This window comes from Chryseobacterium sp. S0630 (assembly GCF_024158915.1).
Lineage (GTDB): Bacteria > Bacteroidota > Bacteroidia > Flavobacteriales > Weeksellaceae > Chryseobacterium.
This window is the reverse complement of the sequence record NZ_JAMZGF010000028.1, coordinates 15,814-38,110: the sequence shown is the minus strand read 5'-3', so window position 1 is coordinate 38,110 and position 22,297 is coordinate 15,814. Positions and strand designations below refer to the sequence as shown.

Annotated in this window: 19 protein-coding genes; 6 read left to right on the top strand and 13 right to left on the bottom strand. The window is 36.6% G+C overall.

Annotated elements, in window-relative coordinates; all coding sequences use genetic code 11:
* Positions 1 to 1,179: a Na+/H+ antiporter NhaA gene (gene nhaA, locus NK356_RS13555; RefSeq protein WP_034696273.1), complete on the top strand. Its 1,179-nt coding sequence runs from the start codon at positions 1 to 3 to the stop codon at positions 1,177 to 1,179.
* Here the strand turns inward: nhaA and NK356_RS13550 are convergent.
* Entirely contained in the window at positions 1,176 to 2,189 is a 1,014-nt protein-coding gene (locus tag NK356_RS13550; protein WP_034696274.1) for a YihY/virulence factor BrkB family protein, read from the bottom strand. The genes nhaA and NK356_RS13550 overlap by 4 nt on opposite strands.
* Before the next feature lie 275 nt (positions 2,190 to 2,464).
* Between NK356_RS13550 and NK356_RS13545 the strand changes: the two genes are divergently transcribed.
* Positions 2,465 to 2,938 (top strand): 23S rRNA (pseudouridine(1915)-N(3))-methyltransferase RlmH, encoded by a 474-nt coding sequence (locus tag NK356_RS13545; protein ID WP_253317227.1) that lies wholly within the window; start codon positions 2,465 to 2,467, stop codon positions 2,936 to 2,938.
* Positions 2,939 to 3,053: 115 nt separating this feature from the next.
* On the opposite strand, the gene NK356_RS13540 is transcribed toward NK356_RS13545, so the two are convergent.
* The 4 genes from NK356_RS13540 to NK356_RS13525 all read right to left on the bottom strand — a co-directional run bounded on the left by NK356_RS13540 (position 3,054) and on the right by NK356_RS13525 (position 5,291).
* Positions 3,054 to 3,506 (bottom strand): tRNA (cytidine(34)-2'-O)-methyltransferase, encoded by a 453-nt coding sequence (locus tag NK356_RS13540; protein WP_034696276.1) that lies wholly within the window; start codon positions 3,504 to 3,506, stop codon positions 3,054 to 3,056.
* A gap of 65 nt (positions 3,507 to 3,571) precedes the next feature.
* Positions 3,572 to 4,384, bottom strand: coding sequence for a lipopolysaccharide assembly protein LapB (locus NK356_RS13535; protein ID WP_253317226.1), 813 nt, complete (start codon positions 4,382 to 4,384; stop codon positions 3,572 to 3,574).
* Entirely contained in the window at positions 4,381 to 4,947 is a 567-nt protein-coding gene (locus tag NK356_RS13530; RefSeq protein ID WP_253317225.1) for a phosphatase PAP2 family protein, read from the bottom strand. The genes NK356_RS13535 and NK356_RS13530 overlap by 4 nt, the downstream gene beginning before the upstream one ends.
* Positions 4,948 to 4,949: 2 nt before the next feature.
* Positions 4,950 to 5,291, bottom strand: a complete 342-nt coding sequence (locus tag NK356_RS13525) for a twin-arginine translocase TatA/TatE family subunit (RefSeq protein ID WP_253317224.1) — start codon at positions 5,289 to 5,291, stop codon at positions 4,950 to 4,952.
* 433 nt (positions 5,292 to 5,724) lie between these two features.
* Between NK356_RS13525 and NK356_RS13520 the strand changes: the two genes are divergently transcribed.
* Positions 5,725 to 6,672, top strand: coding sequence for a hypothetical protein (locus tag NK356_RS13520; protein ID WP_034696280.1), 948 nt, complete (start codon positions 5,725 to 5,727; stop codon positions 6,670 to 6,672).
* Positions 6,673 to 6,750: 78 nt separating this feature from the next.
* Here the strand turns inward: NK356_RS13520 and NK356_RS13515 are convergent, their stop codons facing one another.
* From NK356_RS13515 to NK356_RS13495, 5 genes are all read right to left on the bottom strand, one after another.
* Positions 6,751 to 7,554 (bottom strand): arylamine N-acetyltransferase, encoded by an 804-nt coding sequence (locus NK356_RS13515; RefSeq protein ID WP_253317223.1) that lies wholly within the window; start codon positions 7,552 to 7,554, stop codon positions 6,751 to 6,753.
* A 108-nt stretch (positions 7,555 to 7,662) separates the two neighbouring features.
* Positions 7,663 to 8,916, bottom strand: coding sequence for a tetracycline resistance MFS efflux pump (locus tag NK356_RS13510; protein WP_034696282.1), 1,254 nt, complete (start codon positions 8,914 to 8,916; stop codon positions 7,663 to 7,665).
* 215 nt (positions 8,917 to 9,131) lie between these two features.
* Positions 9,132 to 10,400, bottom strand: coding sequence for a hypothetical protein (locus NK356_RS13505; RefSeq protein WP_253317222.1), 1,269 nt, complete (start codon positions 10,398 to 10,400; stop codon positions 9,132 to 9,134).
* A gap of 82 nt (positions 10,401 to 10,482) precedes the next feature.
* Positions 10,483 to 11,055 (bottom strand): hypothetical protein, encoded by a 573-nt coding sequence (locus tag NK356_RS13500; protein ID WP_253317221.1) that lies wholly within the window; start codon positions 11,053 to 11,055, stop codon positions 10,483 to 10,485.
* Positions 11,056 to 11,498: 443 nt separating this feature from the next.
* A complete protein-coding gene (locus tag NK356_RS13495) occupies positions 11,499 to 14,408 on the bottom strand; it encodes a protein translocase subunit SecDF (RefSeq protein ID WP_034696285.1) in 2,910 nt (969 codons plus the stop codon).
* Positions 14,409 to 14,625: 217 nt separating this feature from the next.
* On the opposite strand from NK356_RS13495, the gene NK356_RS13490 reads away from it, so the two are divergent.
* Positions 14,626 to 15,993 carry a sorbosone dehydrogenase family protein gene (locus tag NK356_RS13490; RefSeq protein ID WP_034696286.1) on the top strand — a complete coding sequence of 456 codons (1,368 nt, stop codon included), beginning with the start codon at positions 14,626 to 14,628 and terminating at the stop codon, positions 15,991 to 15,993.
* A gap of 640 nt (positions 15,994 to 16,633) precedes the next feature.
* On the opposite strand, the gene hemN is transcribed toward NK356_RS13490, so the two are convergent.
* From hemN to NK356_RS13475, 3 genes are all read right to left on the bottom strand, one after another.
* A complete protein-coding gene (hemN, locus tag NK356_RS13485; protein WP_034696287.1) occupies positions 16,634 to 17,992 on the bottom strand; it encodes an oxygen-independent coproporphyrinogen III oxidase in 1,359 nt (452 codons plus the stop codon).
* Between the two features lie 178 nt (positions 17,993 to 18,170).
* On the bottom strand, positions 18,171 to 19,184 hold the full coding sequence (locus NK356_RS13480; protein ID WP_253317220.1) for a glycosyl hydrolase: 1,014 nt from the start codon (positions 19,182 to 19,184) through the stop codon (positions 18,171 to 18,173).
* 50 nt (positions 19,185 to 19,234) lie between these two features.
* Positions 19,235 to 20,752, bottom strand: a complete 1,518-nt coding sequence (locus tag NK356_RS13475) for an amino acid permease (RefSeq protein ID WP_034696290.1) — start codon at positions 20,750 to 20,752, stop codon at positions 19,235 to 19,237.
* A 164-nt stretch (positions 20,753 to 20,916) separates the two neighbouring features.
* Here NK356_RS13475 and pnuC point away from each other — a divergent pair, with 164 nt between their 5' ends.
* Together pnuC and NK356_RS13465 are read left to right on the top strand one after the other, a co-directional pair.
* Positions 20,917 to 21,579, top strand: coding sequence for a nicotinamide riboside transporter PnuC (gene pnuC, locus NK356_RS13470; RefSeq protein WP_253317219.1), 663 nt, complete (start codon positions 20,917 to 20,919; stop codon positions 21,577 to 21,579).
* A gap of 4 nt (positions 21,580 to 21,583) precedes the next feature.
* A complete protein-coding gene (locus NK356_RS13465; protein ID WP_253317218.1) occupies positions 21,584 to 22,249 on the top strand; it encodes a hypothetical protein in 666 nt (221 codons plus the stop codon).
* Positions 22,250 to 22,297: the final 48 nt, after the last annotated feature.

The following is a 22,297-nucleotide window of genomic DNA, read 5'->3' as shown; positions in this document are numbered from 1 at the left end:
ATGAATTTATCTCTTTATTTTAAAAAATTTTTCAACAACAGTCAGTCCTCAGGAATTATTCTTATTTTCTGTGTACTTATTTCATTGCTTATTGCCAATTCATCTGCTGCAGAGAACTTTCAGCATTTTTTAGACCAGGAAGTGGGCACTCATCTTTTTGGATTAGAATATCCTGTCAGTATCTGGATCAATGACGGATTAATGGCAGTTTTCTTCCTTCTGGTAGGCCTTGAAATAAAACGTGAACTCGTAGAAGGTGAACTGTCATCCTTTAAAAATGCCTCCCTTCCTATTTTTGCAGCGGTAGGCGGAATGCTTGTTCCTGCAGTAATCTACAGCATTTTCAACACAGGAACGGAATACAGTAATGGTTGGGGAATTCCTATGGCAACCGATATTGCATTTTCCCTTGCTATCATTTCGATGTTAGGTAAAAAAATCCCTAATTCTATCAAAATATTTTTGGCAGCATTAGCTATTGTAGATGACCTGGGAGCGATCCTCGTAATTGCAATTTTCTATACAGAACAAATCCACTGGAGTTATCTTCTACTATCTTTTGGAGTGACTGCCCTGCTTTTTATTTTAAACTTTTTAAAAGTAACCAAAACAATATTTTACATCATTCCGGGATTGTTCTTATGGTATTTCCTTCATCATTCCGGAATTCATGCGACGATAGCAGGTGTTTTGCTTGCATTTTCCATTCCTACCAATGCATCGAATGTAGAAATTTCACCATTGGAAAAGCTGGAGCATCAGCTTCATATTCCGGTAAGTTTTCTGATTATGCCCATATTTGCTTTAACGAATACCAATATTACTTTTTCCAGTGAAATGGTGGCAGGAGTTACAAGTACATTAGGATTGGGAATTATCTGTGGATTGGTATTGGGTAAGCTGATTGGGATCAATTTATTTTCATTGATTGCCATTAAATTAAAACTCAGTTCCCTTCCTCAAAACAGTAACTGGCTACAGATGATTGGTGTAGGATTGTTAGCCGGAATCGGGTTTACCATGTCTATTTTTATTGCATTGCTTTCTTTTAAGGGAGAAATTCCGATTCAGGATGAAGCGAAGTTTGCGATCCTGATTGCGTCCTTTATCGCTGCAATTGCCGGATTTACCATACTCAGCGTAAGCTCAAAAGAAAACCCTGAACTGGAAGAGAATTAATCTTTCTTCCGGTTCTCCAATTTTCTTTTATGTTCCTCATCACTATCAAAATCAGGTTCAGTAATCTGGGCATGATATTCTGAGGCTTCCTTCTCGATCTCATCAGACAACAGCTTTTCTATTCTGAGTTTTCTAATCGCCATATTCAGCTCATTTCCGAATAAAAGGAGATATACATTAACATTCACCCAAACCATCAGTAGAATCATACTTCCAATAGAGCCATAAAGTACGTTATATCGGGCTATATCCTTTACATAAATGGCAAAAATATACGTTGTAACCACAAACAATACTGTGGTAAGAATAGCTCCTGGAACCGCTTGTCGGAATCTTGTAATCTTCACAGTTCCCAGCCAGTAAAATAAAGTCAGAAGTATAAAATAAAAAAGCGGAAAAGAAACAAACCCGATAATTTTGGAAAGGTTGTCTACAAGCCACGTTACATCATACGCCGGAGTAAAAAGCTTCATTACAACCTCTGCATAATATACTCCGAATAAGGTTAGAAAAACGATGGTGATAAAGCCTATGGTGATAAAGAATGAAAGGATAAACTCTTTTACATCACTTAATTTTTCATCCGTATTTTCATTAAAACCGTTGATCAGGGAAAATGTACCGTTGGTAGCAAAAATAAGAGCCAGAAGAATGGTCAGGTTACTGATTCCTTTCATGTTCGGAATGATATTGCTTACGATATATCCTTTTACGTCTCCTTCCATATTAGAAGGAAAAACATTATGCATCAGCACATCAAAAATATAGAACTGAAGCTCATCATATAGCGGCATATGAGGCAGCACAGAAAGCAGAAACAGAATAAAAGGAAAGAGGCTTATGGTAAAGCTCCACGAAATTGCAGCTGCTTTTCTTCCTATTTTTCCTTTAAAAATTCCGGAGATATAGATCTGAAACATCTGCCAAAGCGATATTCCCAAAACAGGAATATGAATGCTGTCAAAAAACTCTTGAATCTTTAAAATAAATTTAGGAACCTTTACACTCATCGATCTGTTTGTCTTTATACAAAGGTAGGGGAATTAAATTAAATAGGGAAAAGATAGGTGGCAGATGTTAGGTAGCAGGTGGCAGGTTTTAGAGATTAGGGGTTTGAGAGTTTGAGAGTGGGAGGGCTTTAGAGTTTAAGGTAACCCGCAACCAATATAACTTGCAACTCGAATCCCGGAACCCGAAACAAATAACCTTGAATCCCGAAACTGCAACCAAAACCAGCAACAAATTAGCCGCTAAACCCTATCTTTGCACTCTGAAAATTCTTACAATGCGAATCAGTTTACTTTGTATCGGTAAAACAGATGATAAGGAAATTACCTCTTTAATCAATTATTATCTCAACCGCTTACCCAAACACTGGAATTTTGAAATCACAGAAATTCCGGATGTAAAAAATGCCAAAAACCTATCCCCTGACCTTCTTAAAAAGGAAGAAGCCAAGTTATTCTTAAACCATATTGACAAAAACGATCTGGTTGTGATTCTTGATGAAAAAGGGAAACAGTTTACCAGCCGTGAATTTTCTCAGAAAATTGATACCTGGATGAATTCTTCTGTAAAAAAAGTACATATTCTGATTGGAGGAGCCTATGGCTTTTCTGAAGAGATCTACACCAGAGCCAATGAAAAAATGTCTTTATCCAAAATGACGTTTACCCACCAGATGATCCGTCTGTTTATTGTAGAACAGCTTTACCGTGCAGATCAGATTTTACAGGGGAAACCTTATCATAACGATTAAAACAAAAGAGGCTCTCAAGAATGTCATTCTAACGAAGGAAGAATCTCACCAATACAATTTATGAGATTCTTCACTACATTTCGTTCAGAATGACATTTTTTAACAACCTCCTTTTTTATTTCAGACTGATCTGTCTCTTGGCTTCACCCACTACAAAAGCAACGGAATTGGCAATATTAAAGCTCCTGATGAGTTTCGACATAGGAATGGTTAAATGATTTTCAAAACGGTCCAGAACCTCTTTACTCAGTCCCACACTCTCCTTTCCGAAAACCAACCAGTCTCCATCCTGAAAATCAGTTTCAAGATATGATTTTTCGGCATGTGAACTCATTAAAAATACCCGTGACTTATCAGGGATACTTGTAATCCATTCTTCCACATCTGCATATTCAGTAACATCGAGATGCACCCAATAGTCCAATCCCGAACGTTTTAGATTTTTATCATTAATTACAAATCCAAACGGATGAATCAGATGTAATCTGCTTTCGGTTCCTACACATAATCTTCCGATATTTCCTGTATTATTAGGTATTTCAGGTTCTACAAGAACAATATTCAACATCTTTCTATCTCTTTCGTTTTTTAGTATGGATTTATTTAAATGATTTGGGTAGAGTATTTTTTAATTTACTTCTTTATACATTTAGCATAAGAATCAGTCAGGACTGCTTTTTCATACCCTAAAGCGACCGCTTTATCCAGATTTTCACAAGCTTCCTTAATTTTGGAAGTGTCCATCAGAATCATGGCTTTGCTTACATAAGACTGGGCAAATTTTGGGTCTATGGAAATCGCTTTATTGGCATCTGTAAGAGCTTCTTTATATTTTTTCATTTTAAAATAGACGTCTGCTCTGCCGTTATAAAGTAATGATTCCGGTTTTTCAGCAATAAGTTTATTATAATCTTTTAAAGCTCCGTCAAGGTCACCATTATTCTTTTTCAGATTGGCCAACCCTGTTTTTGCAAAAATATTATCCGGAGCAAAAGTCAGAATCTGATTTAGATCTTTGATAGCAAGTTCTTTTTTTCCCTGACTGTCGTAAATTTTGGAACGTGTAAGATACAGATCCGGAGTTTCAGCATTCACCTGAAGTCCTTTTTCTATATATTCCAGTGCTTTTACCTTATTTCCTTTCTGGCTGTAAAGCGATGAAAGATTTACGTATACAGAAACGGATAAGGGATTTGCTTTCAGAGCAGAATCATAGGATTTAAAAGCCTGAGTCGTTTTTCCAAGCCTTCTCTGAGCTGTACCCAGATAATCGTAATATTCAGATTGAAATTTTTGGATCTGTTCTTTTTCTGCCAATTTTAAATACTGCTCTTCTGCACATTTATAATCAGCTTTTTGGAAGCACTCTTCGGCCAGTTTTTTATTCTGGGCATAGAAATTAAAGGAGAAAAAGAGGGAAATTACGGCTAGTAAAGTTTTTTTCATGAATTTATAGTTTGTTTGTTGATCACTTTTTTGGCGAGTGCACCAAATATCACTCCCAATAAAGATCCAACAAACGCCCCCACCAAAATATCTATCGGGAAATGCACTCCTAAATATATACGGCTGTAGGAAACCACTATAGCCCATACAAATATAGCATATGGAAACCATTTAAGTTTATTTTTTAATAAAATACTTAAAAAGGCAGCCAAAAAGAATGTATTGGAGGCATGAGCAGAATAAAACCCAAATTGTCCACCGCATTTCACGATTCTCATATGATGTTCCAGAGTAGGATCATGACACGGTCTCAACCTTGCCACACCATATTTAAAGACACTAGCCAACTGGTCAGAAACCGTTGCCCCAATAGCCAAAAATATAAGGATAAAAACTAATGATCTTAGTTTGTGGTTTTTGTATAAAAAATAAAGAAATATAATATAAAGAGGCACCCAGATCCAGGTACTGGAAATCAGCATCCAAAACTGGTCGAAAGATGAATCGCCCAAATTATTAAGGTAAAGAAATACCTTCTTATCTTCCTGAATGATTTCCTCCATCGTTATCTGCTTACAGGTCCTTCGTAAGTCTCATCATCTGCCGGTTTCGGTTTTGAAGGCTCATTAGAAGCCACTGAAGAAGGTTCCGTCAGAATATCTTTCTGAATATCATTCATCGGGTTGAAATCCTTTGCAGCATCTTTTACTTTCTCAATCTCACGTTTGATTTCAGAAACAGGATTATCCGTTTCCTTCATGATTTCAGTTTTGATATCTTCTACTGCTCCACGCATCTTTCTAACGCCTGCACCTAAGTCACGCGCAATCTGAGGCAGTTTATCCGGACCGAATAATACAACGATTGCAATGGCAATGAGTGCCATTTCTCCAATGCTTAATTCCATGGCGTAAAATTACGAAAGATTATTGCATTTATGGAATGTAAACTAAAAATTTAAACAAATTTTAAGATTTTATAATGAAGTTCAGGGTTCAAAGTTCAAAGTTCAAAGTTCAAGGTTTAATGTTTAATGTTTGGTGGACGGGTTGCGGGTTTCGAGATTATTTTGGTGCAGGTTGCTTGGAGACGAGTTTTTGGTGTTGGTACGAGTTTCAAGTTTATTTTGTTACGAGGTGCGAGGTGCTGTTTTTTTTTATTCCTGTTTACCCACAAGCTTTAAACTCAGAACTTTGAACCCTCAAACTCTCCCACTCTCAAACTTAACTACCTAACATCTGCAACCTCTACTTATTAATTAACAAATATTTAATTCAAAACAATGAGAATTACACAACAATTCTGTATATTTATAATGCACAACCAAATAAATATTAATTATGAAAAAACTAGTGACTACTTTTAAAGTTTTCGCCGTGTTATCGGTATTGGCATTCCAAAGCTGCCAGAATGAAAACAACGAAATGAGCCAACAGGAAGCGGTTCAGGCTAAGACAACCATAGATGAGCTGAAAAAAGAAATCACTCCTTCTTCTTCTCAACTTGTTCCTGAAGCAGTACAGCTTCAACTGAATGAATCCACCAAAAATCTTGAAACTTATTTAAAAAATGATTTACAAATTGTTGGAGTGGCTGTATTAGGAAAAATTTCAACCCAACAAGGGGTAGAACTTTCCAAAAAACTGATTACAGATAAAGATCAGTTCATTGCATCCGGAAATATTATGGATCCATCTTCTGTAAAAATCGGAAAAATTGGAGATTTGTATAATGGTGAGGATTTAACAATCGCACAACAAGGGTTAAAAGAAGCCATCACCGAAGAAGTAAAACCAGGCACCCAGGTTATGGAAGTAACATGGAACGGCAAAAACGGGAAATTTACCACCTTATGTTTTTATGGTGATTCAGGAATTATCTGGGATAATATCTTCGGAGGTCTTGTGATGATGGATACCCGTGGAAATTCGGAAGCATCGAACAATCAGGCTTCAAAAGTGGTTTCTACATGGTATAAACAATGGTGGACAGCCAACTGGCTTTGGGGTTCTAAACGAGGTGAAGCAGGATATCAGATTACCATTTATTATTCAGGGTCTACGGTGTCCAATGCAGATGTAAGTGACTGGGGATATATCAGTTTAGGAAAAGCAAAAAGTGAAAGTAAGATTACCAAAAAGACAGGAGCTTACGGACAATGTCGTTATGCACTGGGACTTTGTACACCTACAGGTTCTTTGAGCTTTAATTCCACTAATTTCTCTGTATCATTCTCCGGATTGGGCAGTAATATTGTAAGTAACGGGACAAAATCCCTTTATCCATAATAGTTATTCTCATAAAAATCAGATTTTAATCAAAACGGGAAGCTCAGTGAGCTTCCCGTTTATTGCATTTTATAAGTTCTACCAGATCCTGACTTTTGACTTCAATGCTTCTATTGCATTTTCTTTAAGTCCGAAAGTATTAATCAATATCTCATAGAGCTGTACATCATTTTCTATCCTTATAGATTCTTTTTCACCATCATCAGACCGGATATTCAGTACATGGTCTGTATAAGTGTAGCGGGCATTCTCATCTACTTTTGAAAGAATCAGTCTGTTCTTAAAATGAGAATCCGGATGAGTAGACAAATACCAGTTGGAAATATCAAGATCAATAGGTTCTACATACTCAGGAATAAATCGGTACACCGGAAGCCATTGTTCTTTCCACATCCAAAGTGTATAGGTTTCTTCTTTATGGGAAACTTTAAATATTCCGTTGGGTGTTTGCTGCTGTTCTTCTTCATTTAAAAGTACTGGTGCAGTAAGGGTGGCTGTTCCAAATCCGCAGTCTACCACATATTTTTCTTCTTCAAAATCAACAATAAGCAATAGATGAGTCTGCGCAGCAATACTATCTTCCTGTCTTCCCCACACTACCCTTCCAAGCTGGAGTTTTACATTGAATCCTAATTTTTTTAAAACTTCACTTAAAAGCAGATTCTGTTCATAGCAGTATCCACCTCTGGATTCAATAACCAGTTTTCTGAAAACATCATCTACATTCAAAGAAGGAACAATTCCTGTATAAGAATCAATATTCTCAAAGGGAATATACTTGGGATGGAGCTGATGTATTCTTTTCAATGTCTCCATAGTCAATTCCGGAGCTCCGGAGAAATGAATCCGTTCAAAATACTTTTCCAGTTCTGATGTATTCATAATTTGGTTTTTCCTGTTTCAACAATGAGTAAAACTATTTCACTCATGTAAAATTATTGAAAGATGTAACCCAAAATCATCTATATCTCATCAATAGAACAAATCTATTTAATGAAAATCTTTTTTTGAAGTCACATCAACTAAATTTTTATTTTTCTTCTGAAAAGCAGAATAGGTAATTACCACGCTGATTGCCATTAAAATAAAAGCTAAAAAGAAAGGTGCACCGGAAAATTTGAACGGCGCTTCATCATGAGTGAAATAATAAAATAAATTAGTCATCATTGGAGGTCCGATAATGGATGTAGCACTCATTAAACTCGTTAATGCTCCCTGAAGTTCTCCCTGTTCATTGGAAGGAACACTTTTCGTAATAACCGATTGTAAAGCCGGTCCGCAGATTCCTCCTAAACAATAAGGTACGAGAAACACAAACATCATCCAGCCTTCTGAAGCAAAGGCAAACAATAACATTCCTACCGCATAGAAAGCCAATCCGTAATAAATACTTTTCTGTTCTCCCAGTCTTGGGGTTGTATATCTGATAAGACCACCCTGTACGAGACCTACCAACAAACCTACAACTCCTAAGGAGATTCCAACCATTCTTTCTGTCCAGCTGAACTTATACATGGTAAAGAAACTCCAGTTGCTCTGTACAGCATGACCTGCAATATAGATTAAGATCAAAGAAACAATCAAACCTGAAATTTCAGGGTGTTTCCCTAAAAACTTAAATGAACCAATGGGATTGGCACGTTTCCAGTCGAATTCTCTTCTTTTATCTTTATCCAAACTTTCAGGAAGAATGAAGTATCCATAAAGGAAATTAAGCAGACACAGGCCGGCAGCCGCATAGAAAGGAACCCTGGCTCCATAATGTCCAAGAACTCCACCCAGAACAGGTCCTATGATAAATCCGAGCCCAAAAGCAGCACCTATCAGGCCGAAATTCTTAGCTCTGTCTTCATCCGTGGAAATATCTGCAATATAAGCACTGGCCGTGGTGACACTTGCTCCTGTAATCCCCGCAATAACTCTTCCCAAAAATAACCACCAGATCGTGGGAGCCAGTGCAAGGAAAATATAATCTACTGCAAATCCGAAAAGAGAAATCAGAATGATGGGTCTTCGTCCGTATTTATCACTAAGGTTTCCTACTAACGGAGAGAATATAAATTGTGTAAATGCATAGGCAAATCCAAGCCAGCCACCATATTTTGCGGCTTCACTAATATCTGCATGAATAAGTTCCTCAATTAATTTAGGAACAACAGGAATGATGATTCCCCATCCTGTAATATCGATCAGTAAAGTAATAAATATGAAGCCTATAGCCGCTTTTTTCTTTGAATTTTCCATGATGGTGCAAAATTAATCAAATCTGAAAAATAATGATTCTAAATTATGAATACTTCATATAAATTTTAAAAAACAAAAAGACTAAAACGTTATTAAATAACACATTACATTTACCATAGCTTTATTTTTTCCGTATTTTCCTACCGAACATAAAGAATAAACCTGCTCCAAAAATGAATTTGAAACAGGTTACTATCCTTAATTAGAGACCAATCTTAGTTGCTGTTCAACGTCGTATAAATCATTCTGTTTGTTATGATACACTTAATCAAACAACTTTGTTTTACCGTTACTTTTACCACATTGCTGTATTGATAAGCCGTTGTGTTTCCGTTCAGAACAGATCTTACTCCCCGACGGTAATAAGCAGTTTGTGTAATAGGCGGAGCATCATAAGTAGCAGATGTAGCGTTGGTAATATTTACAAATGTTACGTTATCTGCGGAGCTTTGCCACTGATATTCTGCAGAACCACTTACCTGCGCCACTGTAGTCTGACTAAATGCGGCAGGATCATTGCTGATATCCATACATATTGTCTGATCCGCTGAAATAGTTCCGGGAGCATTCACTGAGTTGACAAAAAGTCGTCCCACAGTAGAAATTGCCTGGAAGGAACAGGTATGGAAGCTGGAATTGGCAACAACTCTGTACTGATTATTGTGAAATCCTGCAGGAACATTATTAATACTAAGAGTAGATGAAGTGACATTCGCATAGTTGGACCCGTTTGCAAGATTATTCCATGTACTTCCGATAAGAACCTGCCACTGATAGGTAATATTATCCGGTGTTTCATCTGTAGAAGTATTATTGATTACCGCTGTCATCGTTGTAGATCCTCCGGCAACAACTGTTTTATCAGAAGGCTGAGACAGAAAGGTCATAGGAGCCAGATAATACTCTGAAAGAATGTTATATACTCTCATCTGGCTGAAGGAAAAACCAATACCAATAGCTTCTCCGAAAGCCAACTGCACTTCATCCCATGCAGCTGTCGGAATTACTTTAATAATTCTTCGCTCCTGATTATCTCCGAAATCAAAGAAGAAATGCCCGTTGATACCAGTACGATAGACTTCCTGCCCATTATTGTAGAAAACAAAATTCCCCCCATTAAAACTGGGATTAAAATTGAATCCATCGGAAGCAAAATCAATATAAACAGGTTTATTAGCCTGAAAATCGGCTCCCGAAGTTCCTACCCCGATATACATACTACAGAATAGTCCGGCACCAGTTCCTGGTTTCAAAGATGCATATGAGTTGACATCCGTATCCGTCATATTATTAGGATTAACAGCTTCTTTTCCTAATCTGAAACAAAGAAAACCACCATCACTTGAACTTGAGGTATTGGTATCCAATAATCTTCCACATCCACCATTGGGAAGGGCAACCATCTCCTGCGATGCCACTTTGCCTGATACAAAAAGACATATTACCATAAGCAAACAGCGTACTATTGAAATTGTTTTCATCATCAATAATTTTTAAAGTTAATTATACGTGGTAGACACTCATCCCTGGATAAGGATGATCATAATGACTGTATGTCACTTCAAATTATTTGATTACAAATACAATGTTGACAAAAGAGCAGGCCGTTGCCGTTCCTACCACATCATATTTCAATATTCCATTGGGATCAATGCTTACATTACTCAATACAGTATTATCAAAATCGGTAACATAATAATACAAATCTGATGCATTAGCAAAGAAAGGAATTCCCCCTGGAGCTCCCGTACTTGAAACCTTAGGGGTCGAAAACTGAGCCTTATAAAGCTGGAACAAATCTTTTGTTCTTCCTGTACCTAAAGTAGAGGTATCAATACTGATGGACGGCATATAGAAAAACTTAACAATATTACCACTGATGGGAACCCAGTTAGGACTGGAAGGAGTTCCTATATTCTGAGTTAATGCCTGTCTTTGGAGATCATAAACCAGCAAGCCGTTGGCCGGTGTGGCTATTGTTGACAGATTGGAAATTCTTGGGATCAGTACACCTTTAGTGCTATTCGTAATATCTAAGGCAGCACTTTTATCAGGATTAGGAGTTCCAATTCCTACCTGTGCTAAAAGGAAACTAGCAGCACATAATGCCACAGCAACTAATAATTTTTCGATTTTCATTTTTGTTTTGTTTTATATAAATATAAAATATTTTACTACATAAAACTCTTATTTTTTAATATTTTTAAATTAAAATAATTATTTCCATATAAACTCACAAAAACTCTTTATTATTCAACAATTACACACAACCCAATTATTCTCCAAAATTAGAGTTATTATATATAACTCCAATTAAAACTCTTTAAAAAAAAGTAAAATCTACAATATAAATTATAAAAACAAGGTTTAAAAAACACTAATAAATAATTACCAATAGAAAACAGATAAAATAATTAAAAACTAGATGAAAATTCAATCATTCAAAACAAAAGCTTTCAAATAGTTAGGGTGAGATACCCTATTTATCATTTGAAATGATCAAAAAGAAAAAAAAACGGATAAGTATATAAAAAAAGACCGCTTCTTTCGAAACGGTCTTTACTAATTTATTGTAGTTTGTATTACTTTGAAGCAAGTTCTTCTTTAGCAGAAGTGGATTTTCCATGTACCTCTTCTTCTTTCCCTGTTTTAAGGAAGTCGTAAGCAATTGCAGACGCAATAAAGATGGATGAATAAGTACCGAATCCAATACCGATTAACATCGCAAACATGAATCCTCTCAAGTTATCACCACCGAAGATGAAGATCGCAAGGATAACCAAAATCGTAGTGAATGAGGTGTTGAATGTTCTACCCAATGTACTTGAAATAGAGTCATCAAACAGACCTGCTAATGTTAAAGATTTTTTCTCTCTCAGGTATTCTCTAATTCTGTCGAAGATAATTACGGTATCGTTAATTGAGTATCCTAATACAGTAAGAATCGCAGCAATGAAATCCTGGTTGATCTCCATGTTGAACGGCATATATTTGTGAAGCAATGAATATGCTCCTAAGATAATTACCGCATCGTGGAATAGAGCAGCAACTGCTCCAAGAGAGAACTGCCATTTTCTAAATCTTACTAAGATATAAATGAAGATCATTGCTAATGCAGCTAATACCGCATAGATACCGTGAGTCTGGATATCATCAGCAACAGAAGGTCCTACTTTCTCAGAAGAGATAATTCCTGCGTGGTCTTTATCAGCAGATTTGAAATCTTTCAATGTAGTTCCTGCCGGTAAGTTTGATTTTAAACCTTCGAATAATTTCTGTTCGATAATCTGGTCAGCTTTTAAAGATTCGTCCTCGATAAGGTAATCGGTAGAAATCTTTAATTGTTTGTTGTTTCCGAAAGTTTTAGCTTCTACAGAAGAGTTTTTACCGTCTTCAGTTTTGAATAATGCTACTAATTTTTCTTCAACATCTTCAGCTTTTACATCTTTATCAAATCTTACCACATAGTTTCTACCACCGGTAAAGTCGATACCGTATTTGAAACCATGCGTTGCGATTGAAATCACACAAATAACGGTAAGAACAGCAGAAACGATGTAAGCATATTTTCTCTTTCCGATGAAATCGATCCAGGTATTTCTGAATAGGTTCTTCGTAGCCGGAGTCCAAACAGAAAGTCCTTTTCCTTTATTTAATCTTGAGAAGATCATTACTCTTGAAAGCAATACAGACGTGAATAATGTCATTAAAATACCGATCATCAACGTCAATGCAAAACCTTTGATAGGTCCTGTTCCGAAGAAGAACAATACAACTGCCGTTAGGAAAGTAGTAGTGTGACCATCGATAATCGCGTTTAATGCATGTTTGAAACCATCTTTGTAAGCTTCAAGGATACTTTTCCCAGCGAATAATTCTTCTTTAGTTCTTTCATAAATGATAACGTTCGTATCAACCGCTACTGCCATCGTAAGAACGATACCCGCGATACCTGGAAGCGTAAGGGTAAAGTCACCCGAATCCATGATACCGAAAATATAGAATAAGTTGATCACCATTGCAATTACCGCATATACACCAGCTCCACCGTAGTAGAAAATGATATAAACAATGATAATAGCGAATGCAATGATAAACGACATTAAACCAGAATCAATAGCCTCTTGCCCTAAAGATGGACCTACAACGGTAGCCTGAACTACTTTTGCACCTGCAGGCAATTTACCAGCACCTAACACGTCTACCAATTCTTTAGCTTCTTCCTGAGAGAAGTTACCAGAGATCTGAGTTCTACCGTTAGGGATAGCACCTACAACGTTAGGAGCTGTGTATACTCTGTTATCAAGAGTTACTGCAACCGGTTTTCCAACATTTTTCTCAGTTAATGTTTTCCACTCTTTTGCTCCTTTAGAGTCCATCTGCATATCTACCACTACTCTGCTTAGTTCATCGTAGCTGATATTTGCAGTTTCAACAGCACCGTCTACCGGAGCTTTCTGGTTGATGTTACCTCTGATCGCATACAATACTAAGCTTTCGCTATCTGTAGCTTCAGGTTTGTAACCCCACATGAACTGTGTATATTTAATGTTAGACGGACGTAAAGACTGACCTACTTTGCTGTTTAAGATTTTGTTTACAACAGCAGTATCAGATAGTTTTACGTTAGCAACACCATTTGTTCTTAATTTGTCAAGCTGTAAAAGGCTCATGAAGTTCACATTTTTTGCCACTCCCATAGAATCTCCTTTTGTAGCAACCATAGTTGTCAAAGTCTGGAAATAAGGCGCAATTTCAGGAACCTGCTGTACTTCCCAGAACTGAAGTTTTGCAGAAGTCTGAAGCATTTTCTTCACTTTATCGATGTCCTTCATACCAGGCATTTCCACAGAAATTCTAGCTGTACCAGGTACTCTCTGAACGTTTGGCTGGATGGCTCCAAGCTTATCAATTCTCGTTCTGATTACCTCGAAAGCTGTTCCTACAGATGCATCGATTTTTCTTTTAACAATGCTTTTCACCTGCTCATCAGGCGTGTTGTACTTCACCTCAGTAAGGGTTGTATTTCCGAAAATTTCCGGATCTGCCAACTTAAGGTTTGTCCCTTTAGCTTTGTTAATTACATCGAACTGCTCAAAGAAGTTGTCGATGTAAGGTTTAGTAGAATTCTTCTGTGCTTCATCAGTTTTGTTTAAAGCCTCAATAAGAACAGGATTTGTAGAATAATTGGTTAAATCATTCACAAGATCTCTTTGGTTGATTTCCAAAAGAACGTTGATCCCTCCTTTCAAGTCAAGACCAAGTTTCATTTCCTTGTCTTTGGCTTTAGTGTAATAAAGTTTTGTGAATCCTAAATTCAAAGTATCCTTAGAAAGTCTTGCGATTTCTTTTTGATACTTCTCCGGATTGTCTCCTGCAATAGCAGTCGCCTGCTTTTCAATTTTGCTGGCGTACCATGTTGGTAATAGCTCGTTTAAGCAAATCAACCCTAGTACAATAGCGACAATTGTAATAAGTCCTTTTCCTTGCATTTTGTTATAACTACGTTAAATTAAGTCGGCAAATATAATGATTTTCTTGTATTTTATGAATTTTTAACAACAGAAATGGTTTATTTCCAGATATATTGGTATCGTGATTTCTATTTAAGATTTAACAATTTTTTCATACTATCATAACGAAGTTTTCAAAATATGATTGGTATAAAATTTTCATTCATCATATCAACGCACTAACTATCAAAATATTATGAAAAAATTACTTTTTTGCATCAGTATTTTTTCTTCCTTAATTGTTAATTCTCAAAGCATTAATTTGGAAGAATTTGCCACGGGGCTTACCAGTCCTGTAGAGATTACGAACGCCAATGACAACCGTCTTTTTGTGGTTCAACAGGACGGCATCATTAAAATTATTCAACCCAATGGGACAATTAACACAACCCATTTTCTGAATATCGGATCAAAAATTACTTTCGGCGGTGAAAGAGGCCTTCTCGGTCTTGCATTTCATCCTCAATACTCTACCAACGGGTATTTTTTTGTGTATTATAACAACCTTTCAGGCAATATTATTGTTGCCAGGTACAGTGTAAGTTCTACAGACCCCAACGTAGCAGATCCTGCTTCAGAAAAAATACTGCTGAATATTCCCAAGCCATTTGACAATCACAATGGAGGAAGCATTCATTTTGCTCCTGACGGAAAGCTCTGGATCATCACCGGAGACGGAGGAAGTGGTGGCGACCCTAATAATAATGCCCAAAATAAAAATGTGTTATTAGGAAAAATGCTGAGAATAGATGTAGATGCTACCGGCCCTTACAATATTCCACCAGACAACCCTTTTGCCGGAGCCGGAGTGGATGGTGCAGACGAGATATGGGCTTACGGCCTTAGAAATGCCTGGAAATTTTCTTTTGATCTGACTACCGGCAATGCCATGATTGCGGATGTTGGTCAGGGAGCAATAGAAGAAATCAATAAAATGCCTATTACTACAGCCGGATTAAATTATGGCTGGCGCTGCTATGAAGGGAATAATGCCTACAATACTGCAGGATGTGCTGCCCAATCCACCATGACCTTCCCTGTTGCTGTATATAACCATTCTGGCGGAAAATGTTCTATCACGGGTGGTTATGTCTACAGAGGAAGCCAATACCCGTCACTTCAGGGGAAATATTTCTTTGCTGACTATTGTTCTTCTCAGATCGGAATTCTGGATACCAATAATGCCATTACGTGGACGACTCCTTATTCCGGAAATAACTTTTCTACTTTTGGAGAAGATTATCAGAAAGGATTGTATGTAGCAGATTTGAGCAATGGAAAAATTTTCAAAATATCCACAGGAACTTTAGGAACTAATGAAAATACTTTAGGCACAATAAAAGTTTATCCTAATCCTGCTTCCAAAGAAATTTTCATTGAGGGAGTGAAAGATAAAAAAGCAACCCTGGAAATCATCAGTGCAGAGGGAAGAAAGGTTATGGAAACGGATCAGATTATTAATGGCAAAGGAATTAATATTTCAGGGATTCCCGCCGGAGTGTACTACATTAATCTTAAATCCGGGGAACTGAAATCATATAGCCAGAAATTGATTATTAAATAGTAGTAGCTGGTTGTAAACGCAAACGAAACGCTAAGGCTTTTCACTAAGCAAAAAACATTGGATATTTCTTAAACCATTAAGAAGGATTTAAGCAGTAAAGCATAGTTAAGTTAAGATAAATCATTCTGATTTTTAAGCTTAAAGCGAAGCTCATCTTAATACTCTAAACACCTTAATGCAATCTTAATGTTTCAAAAAAGTTTAAACAAGTTCAAAATAAGCCATCTCAACAAAAAATTGAGACTGCCCAAACTTTTTGGACAGCCTCTTGTATTATTACTGTCTGATAAAAAGTGTAAATACATTGGAAATATCAATATTTACGGCATGAATTAACAGGTCGCTCCTTCGGAGCTTTATTTTATGGCGATCTCATTTTTTCTACTAACAGTTGATCCCGATGGGATCAAATCCAGCTCCAATAGGAGCTGACTGTTAATAGGACGTATTTATTTTAAAATTAGAGCTCCGGAGGAGCGACCTGTTAATTCTATTTAAATTTTATCGAACAAGAATGGTTTTATATAAATGTCAGATCCAAGGTTGAATCAAGACATTGATATGACTCTCAAACTCTCCTAAATTCTATTTCTTTATAACAAAAGAGACTGCCCAAACTTTTTGGACAGCCGCTTTTGTTTTATATAGTCATTGAGAAAATCCTTGTTTCAGGTTTATTTCTCATCATTCTCAGATCAAAAACCATCGCTACATTTCTCGTGAATGCTCTTCCGGCTTCTGTTATTTTAACTTCAGTTCCGTTGATTTCAACCAAACCGTCATTTTCCATTTCTTTCAACATTTCCAGTGCATTGTCAAGCTCAGGGAAAGAATTATTAATATCAAAAGTGGTTTCAAGCTGACACATCAGATTCAGAATATGCCTTCTTACCGTAAGATCCTCATCGCTCAGAACATGTCCTTTTACAACAGGAATCTCACCCTCTTCAACCATTTTCTGATACTCTTCCACTGTTTTTACATTCTGAGCAAAAGCATACCAAGAATCTGAAATGGCAGACATCCCAAGTCCAACCATCAGCTGGGTATTGCTGGAAGTATAGCCCATGAAATTTCTGTGTAGTTTTTTATGAATCAAAGACTGATACAGATCATCATGCTCAAGAGAGAAGTGATCCATTCCTACTTCAATATATCCTAAATCCTGAAGAAGCTTTTTCCCATCTTCATACAAACGGCGTTTCTCTTCTCCACTTGGAAGGTCATTTTCATCAAATCCTCTTTGTCCAACACCTTTCACCCATGGAACGTGTGCGTAAGAGTAGAATGCCAGTCTGTCTGGCTTCAATTCCATTGTCTTTCTGATCGTATGTTCCATGGCATCCCAATTCTGGTGCGGCAATCCGAAAACAAGATCATGACTGATTCCTCTGTATCCAATTTCCTTAGCCCACTCTGTAACATTTTTTACATTTTCAAAAGGCTGGATTCTGTTGATCGCTTTCTGAACTTTAGGATCATAATCCTGAACTCCAAAACTTACTCTTCTGAAGCCGAGATCATATAAGGTCTGAAGATGTTCTTTCGTAGTATTGTTTGGATGTCCTTCAAAAGAAAATTCAGGATGTTCCGCAATATCTACCGATGAAAAAATACCTTCCAATAATGTTCTTAAATTCTCAGGAGAGAAAAACGTAGGAGTACCACCTCCAAGGTGTAATTCTTTCAGTTTAGGTCTTTCGTTGAAAAGATCAAGATACAGTTTCCATTCCTTTAAAACACTTTCCAGATAAGGTATTTCAACACTATGTTGTTTGGTAATACGCTTATGGCAAGCACAGAACGTACATAATGCCTCACAGAAAGGCAAATGGATGTAAATAGAAATTCCCTCCTCTGCATTGCTTTCATGAAAAGACCTGATTACAGTTTCCTTCCATTTTTCCGATGAGAATGTTGATTCATCCCAATATGGAACGGTAGGATAAGAAGTGTAACGCGGTCCGGGAATATTATACTTATCTATTAAAGAGTTCATTTTGAAAATTAAAATTTTATAAGGACATGAAATTTAACATCATTTAAATTTCATCTTACAAAATTAACCATTAGTTATGAATTTTAACCTATGAATTATATTAGGTTCTATTTTATAATGAGTCTAAATACGTATGATCAGGCTTTTGACAAATAGTGATAAATTCTATTCCTGATATTTAAAATTTTAATTTCATCACTGCAATTCTGTTATTTCCTGCAAGAACCACATGGTTAGCATCAATCCACTGACAGACAAAGAAGCCTTTCTCATCAGAAATTTTCGTCCATGTTTTTCCAAAATCTGAGGAATAACTGATGTGCTTATCTCCCACTGCAATAATTTCTTTTCCTTTGGATCCCGGCTTTATTTTCACGCAGGTTGTATATCCTGCATTCTGTCCTGAAGCCTGAATCTGCCAGGTTTTCCCTGCATCACTTGTGGTTGCGATATTATTGATATTAGCATCCTGTTTTGTATAATCTCCTCCAGCTGCAATTCCAAAGCTTTCATCAAAAAAATCTACAGAATACATTCCCTGTGAAGATTCTCCCTGTACAAATGGGGTATTGAATATTTCAAATTTTTCATCTTTCAGATTCATTCTTAAAATTCTTGAAGCTTTTCCTCCGGTGGCAATCCATAAGTATTTTTTAGAGGATGAAATATTGGTATTACTTGCAGCAAAAGCAGCTTCACCCTCATTTAATTTTACATTATTCTTAAACATACTCCATTTCCCGTCTTTGTAAACAGCCAGCTTCAACATCTGATCTTTATCTGCATCACTAAAAGTATAGGCCAGCTTATCATTCACAAAATGTAAGGCATCATAAAAAGCAGTTTTGGCTGTATCTTTAAAAACAACCTGTGATTTCAGAGTTTTCTTATCAATGGCAAAGAAACGTCCTGGACTTTCGATGTTGATTGCATAAAAAGTCGTTTTGTCCTGTGCTAATGTTCTGAACTGAAGTTTTTCTTCAGATAGCTTGATCTGTTTCTGGTTTTTATAGTCTTTAAGATCTACAAATCCAAATTTAGAATTTGTACCGCTGTACCAGACCTTATTGTCATATAATTCAAGAGCTCTGATACTGATCTTATCATTAAGAATGGTTTCAAGACTTTCCACCTGTTGGGAAAACGCTGTAAATCCTATGGACAGGAATAAAATGGACAAAATATTTTTCATAGTAATAGTATTGGGACGAAAAAAACCGCCGAAGCGGTTTAATATGATGATTAATCTTGATTCTGATATTTTTCAGGATTGTTAAGCTTACTGTTTGATTTTCCATACAGGAAGTATACCAAACCTCCTAAGAACAACCATACTGCAGAAAGCTCCAAAGCATGAGCACTTAAGTTAAAGATCAAATAAATATTGATAAATACTCCTAATGCTACCACTATTTTGTAAGCCGGAACTTTGAAAGGTCTGATCAAATTAGGTTCTTTTTTTCTCATCACCCAAACGGCAATACAAACCAGGGTAAATGCGAATAGAGTTCCGAAACTTGTCATATCTGCCAATGTTGAAATTGGGGTAAATGCTGCGATCAATGCTACCACAAGTCCTAACAAAATGATTCCTTTGTAAGGTGTTTTTGTTTTTGGATGAAGATCACCGAAGAATTTAGGAATCAATCCGTCTTTTGCCATCCCGATGAAGATTCTGGACTGTCCCATCATCATTACCATTACTACGGAAATTAATCCTACAGTAGCTGCAATGGTTACAATATTACTCGCCCAGTGTTTTCCTGCAATTTCAAAAGCATACGCTACAGGAGCTTTGATAGCATCCGGATATTTTCCTTCCGGGTTAAAGTCTGTATAATGCATCATCCCCGTTAATACAAGAGATACACAGATATATAAAGCAGTACAAACCAATAATGAAGCGATAATAGCGAAAGGTACATCTTTCTTAGGGTTAATAGCCTCTCCAGCTTGTGTAGAAACAGCATCAAAACCGATATAAGCAAAGAAAATAGCTGCTGCTCCGGAAATAATTCCTTTAATACCGTAGGCAGAAACCATATCTCCTTCAGAATTTTTAATCTGAACCTGATCCGGAATAAAAGGCTTCCAGTTTTTAACACCATCTACTGCATTGTAAAGATCTGTATTAGAGAAAATAATATATACACCAGCGATAATTACAAAGATAACCGCTGAAGTTTTCATTAAAACGATCAGATTATTCGCTCCTGCAGCTTCTTTAGTTCCCTTTACCAATAATGCAGTAATTAAAAGAACCAGAATAAATGCTGGCAGGTTCATTGAAAAACCATCTCCGGTATAACTTGCCGGATCTGATGTCAGATAAGCGGGCAAGTGAATATTAAAAATCTTCAAAAATTTGTTAAAATATCCGGACCAACTCACGGAAACCGCCATACTCGCCATGGCGTACTCGAGGATGAGACACCATCCCATGGCCCATGCAAAAATTTCTCCTACTGTTCCATATGCATAAGCATAAGCTGAACCCTCTACAGGAATAATGGATGCAAACTCTGCATAGCACAATGCAGCAAAAACGCAGGCGATCCCTGCTATGATAAAGGAAATTGCAAGTGCTGGTCCTGCATGATAATAGGCTCCTGTTCCTGTAAGAACAAAGATTCCACCACCGATAATAGCACCTACTCCAATTGCTGTTAAACTCCATTTTCCAAGGACTTTTTTCAGCTCACTCTTCTTCATATCTGCCTCATAGGCACTTAGTGGCTTTTTAACCCAAATTTTCGACATGTTTTTTTATTTATTAAGGATTTACGAAAATATAAAAAATTTAGGAACTCCCACGTTTATCGTTAAACTTTCCTCATTTATTTTACATTAAAGGTTTAAAAACCTGAACAACACATTATATAATCCATTTTAAAAAGTCCATATTTTTGCTTATTTTTGATTGCATGAATTTATATGATCTTTTTGTAAAGCCTTATGAAAGCTATGATTCTTTACAGATTACGTTGGAAGCATCAGGTGCAATTTTCGGAATACTGAGCGTATTTTTTTCCATAAAGAAAAATATATGGGTATACCCTACCGGCATTATTTCAACCCTGATCTACGTATATCTTCTTTTCAATGCCGGGCTGCTGGGAGACTGTATGATTAACGTCTATTATACTGTCATGAGTATTTATGGATGGGTTCTATGGGCAAGAAATTCTGAAGATCATGTTCATGTAGAAGTTACATGGGCTACCCGAAAAGAATGGATACATGCAAGTATTCTTTTTGTGCTGAGTTTGGGATTTGTTACTTTTATTTATTATTGTAAACCTTACATTGATCATTTAGAAGGTGCTTATTGGGGATTATATCATCTCGATTGGGCCAATTGGATGGATATTTTTACCACTTCCATATTTTTAGTAGGAATGTGGTTGATGGCCAAACAGCGCATTGAGAGCTGGATTTTCTGGATTCTCGGAGATCTTATTTGCATCCCTATGATGATTTTTAAGGGACTTGGAATCACTTCGGTTCAATATTTGGTATTTACTATAATGGCGATCTTAGGATACGTCAATTGGAAAAAAAGTTTTAAAGAAAAAAAAGTACAATAAAGTCATGAAAAATTTATTTAAAATAGCAATCAGTATTTTTGCTATTACCAGTTTAACCTCTTGTTTAGCATATACTGACGGATACGGAAGCAATAGTGGTTACGGATATGGTGATCCCTATTACAACAATGGGTATTATTATGCTCCTTCAGGATACTACGGAAGCGGTGGATATTGGGGCAATGACGGCTATTATTACAGAAACAACGTTAATTATTACTATGATAATGGCATTCCTTATTATTATGACAGTTATAACAACTCCAGAAGAAAAGTCTATGTAGAAAGAAGATCTTCTTCTTCATCAAGACCTCAAAACGGATTCCAGAATACGCGTACAACGAACAGTAACGGTTCATACAATAATAACGAAGGATTCAATAATAATAGAAACTCCAACAGCAACAGCGGATTCAGAAACCAGAATAGTGGTTATCAAAACAATCAGGGAAATCAAAACAACAGTGGTTTCAGAAATTCTAACAGTAACAGCGGATTCAGAAATCAAAACAGCAGTAATCAGAACAATCAGGGAAACCAGAATAACAGCGGTTTCAGAAATTCTGAAAGCAGCAGATCAGAATCTTCTGGCGGTGGATTTAGAAATAGCTCAGGCAGCCAAAGCACCAGTTCAAGCAGACAGCAGAGCGGCGGAGGCGGCTTTAGATAAAACGATTATAAATAAGAAAACGAACAGCTAACACTGTTCGTTTTTCAT

Excerpts from the sequence above, each read along its gene's own strand:
- NK356_RS13550 (WP_034696274.1), bottom strand. The coding sequence starts at position 2,189 with ATGAGTGTAAAGGTTCCTAAATTTATTTTAAAGATTCAAGAGTTTTTT.
- NK356_RS13545 (WP_253317227.1), top strand. The coding sequence starts at position 2,465 with ATGCGAATCAGTTTACTTTGTATCGGTAAAACAGATGATAAGGAAATT.
- NK356_RS13465 (WP_253317218.1), top strand. The coding sequence starts at position 21,584 with ATGAAAAATTTATTTAAAATAGCAATCAGTATTTTTGCTATTACCAGT.
- NK356_RS13520 (WP_034696280.1), top strand. The coding sequence starts at position 5,725 with ATGAAAAAACTAGTGACTACTTTTAAAGTTTTCGCCGTGTTATCGGTA.
- NK356_RS13505 (WP_253317222.1), bottom strand. The coding sequence starts at position 10,400 with ATGATGAAAACAATTTCAATAGTACGCTGTTTGCTTATGGTAATATGT.
- NK356_RS13530 (WP_253317225.1), bottom strand. The coding sequence starts at position 4,947 with ATGGAGGAAATCATTCAGGAAGATAAGAAGGTATTTCTTTACCTTAAT.
- NK356_RS13510 (WP_034696282.1), bottom strand. The coding sequence starts at position 8,916 with ATGGAAAATTCAAAGAAAAAAGCGGCTATAGGCTTCATATTTATTACT.
- NK356_RS13540 (WP_034696276.1), bottom strand. The coding sequence starts at position 3,506 with ATGTTGAATATTGTTCTTGTAGAACCTGAAATACCTAATAATACAGGA.
- NK356_RS13525 (WP_253317224.1), bottom strand. The coding sequence starts at position 5,291 with ATGGAATTAAGCATTGGAGAAATGGCACTCATTGCCATTGCAATCGTT.
- NK356_RS13515 (WP_253317223.1), bottom strand. The coding sequence starts at position 7,554 with ATGAATACATCAGAACTGGAAAAGTATTTTGAACGGATTCATTTCTCC.
- nhaA (WP_034696273.1), top strand. The coding sequence starts at position 1 with ATGAATTTATCTCTTTATTTTAAAAAATTTTTCAACAACAGTCAGTCC.
- pnuC (WP_253317219.1), top strand. The coding sequence starts at position 20,917 with ATGAATTTATATGATCTTTTTGTAAAGCCTTATGAAAGCTATGATTCT.
- NK356_RS13535 (WP_253317226.1), bottom strand. The coding sequence starts at position 4,384 with ATGAAAAAAACTTTACTAGCCGTAATTTCCCTCTTTTTCTCCTTTAAT.
- NK356_RS13495 (WP_034696285.1), bottom strand. The coding sequence starts at position 14,408 with ATGCAAGGAAAAGGACTTATTACAATTGTCGCTATTGTACTAGGGTTG.
- NK356_RS13480 (WP_253317220.1), bottom strand. The coding sequence starts at position 19,184 with ATGAAAAATATTTTGTCCATTTTATTCCTGTCCATAGGATTTACAGCG.
- NK356_RS13490 (WP_034696286.1), top strand. The coding sequence starts at position 14,626 with ATGAAAAAATTACTTTTTTGCATCAGTATTTTTTCTTCCTTAATTGTT.
- NK356_RS13475 (WP_034696290.1), bottom strand. The coding sequence starts at position 20,752 with ATGTCGAAAATTTGGGTTAAAAAGCCACTAAGTGCCTATGAGGCAGAT.
- NK356_RS13500 (WP_253317221.1), bottom strand. The coding sequence starts at position 11,055 with ATGAAAATCGAAAAATTATTAGTTGCTGTGGCATTATGTGCTGCTAGT.
- hemN (WP_034696287.1), bottom strand. The coding sequence starts at position 17,992 with ATGAACTCTTTAATAGATAAGTATAATATTCCCGGACCGCGTTACACT.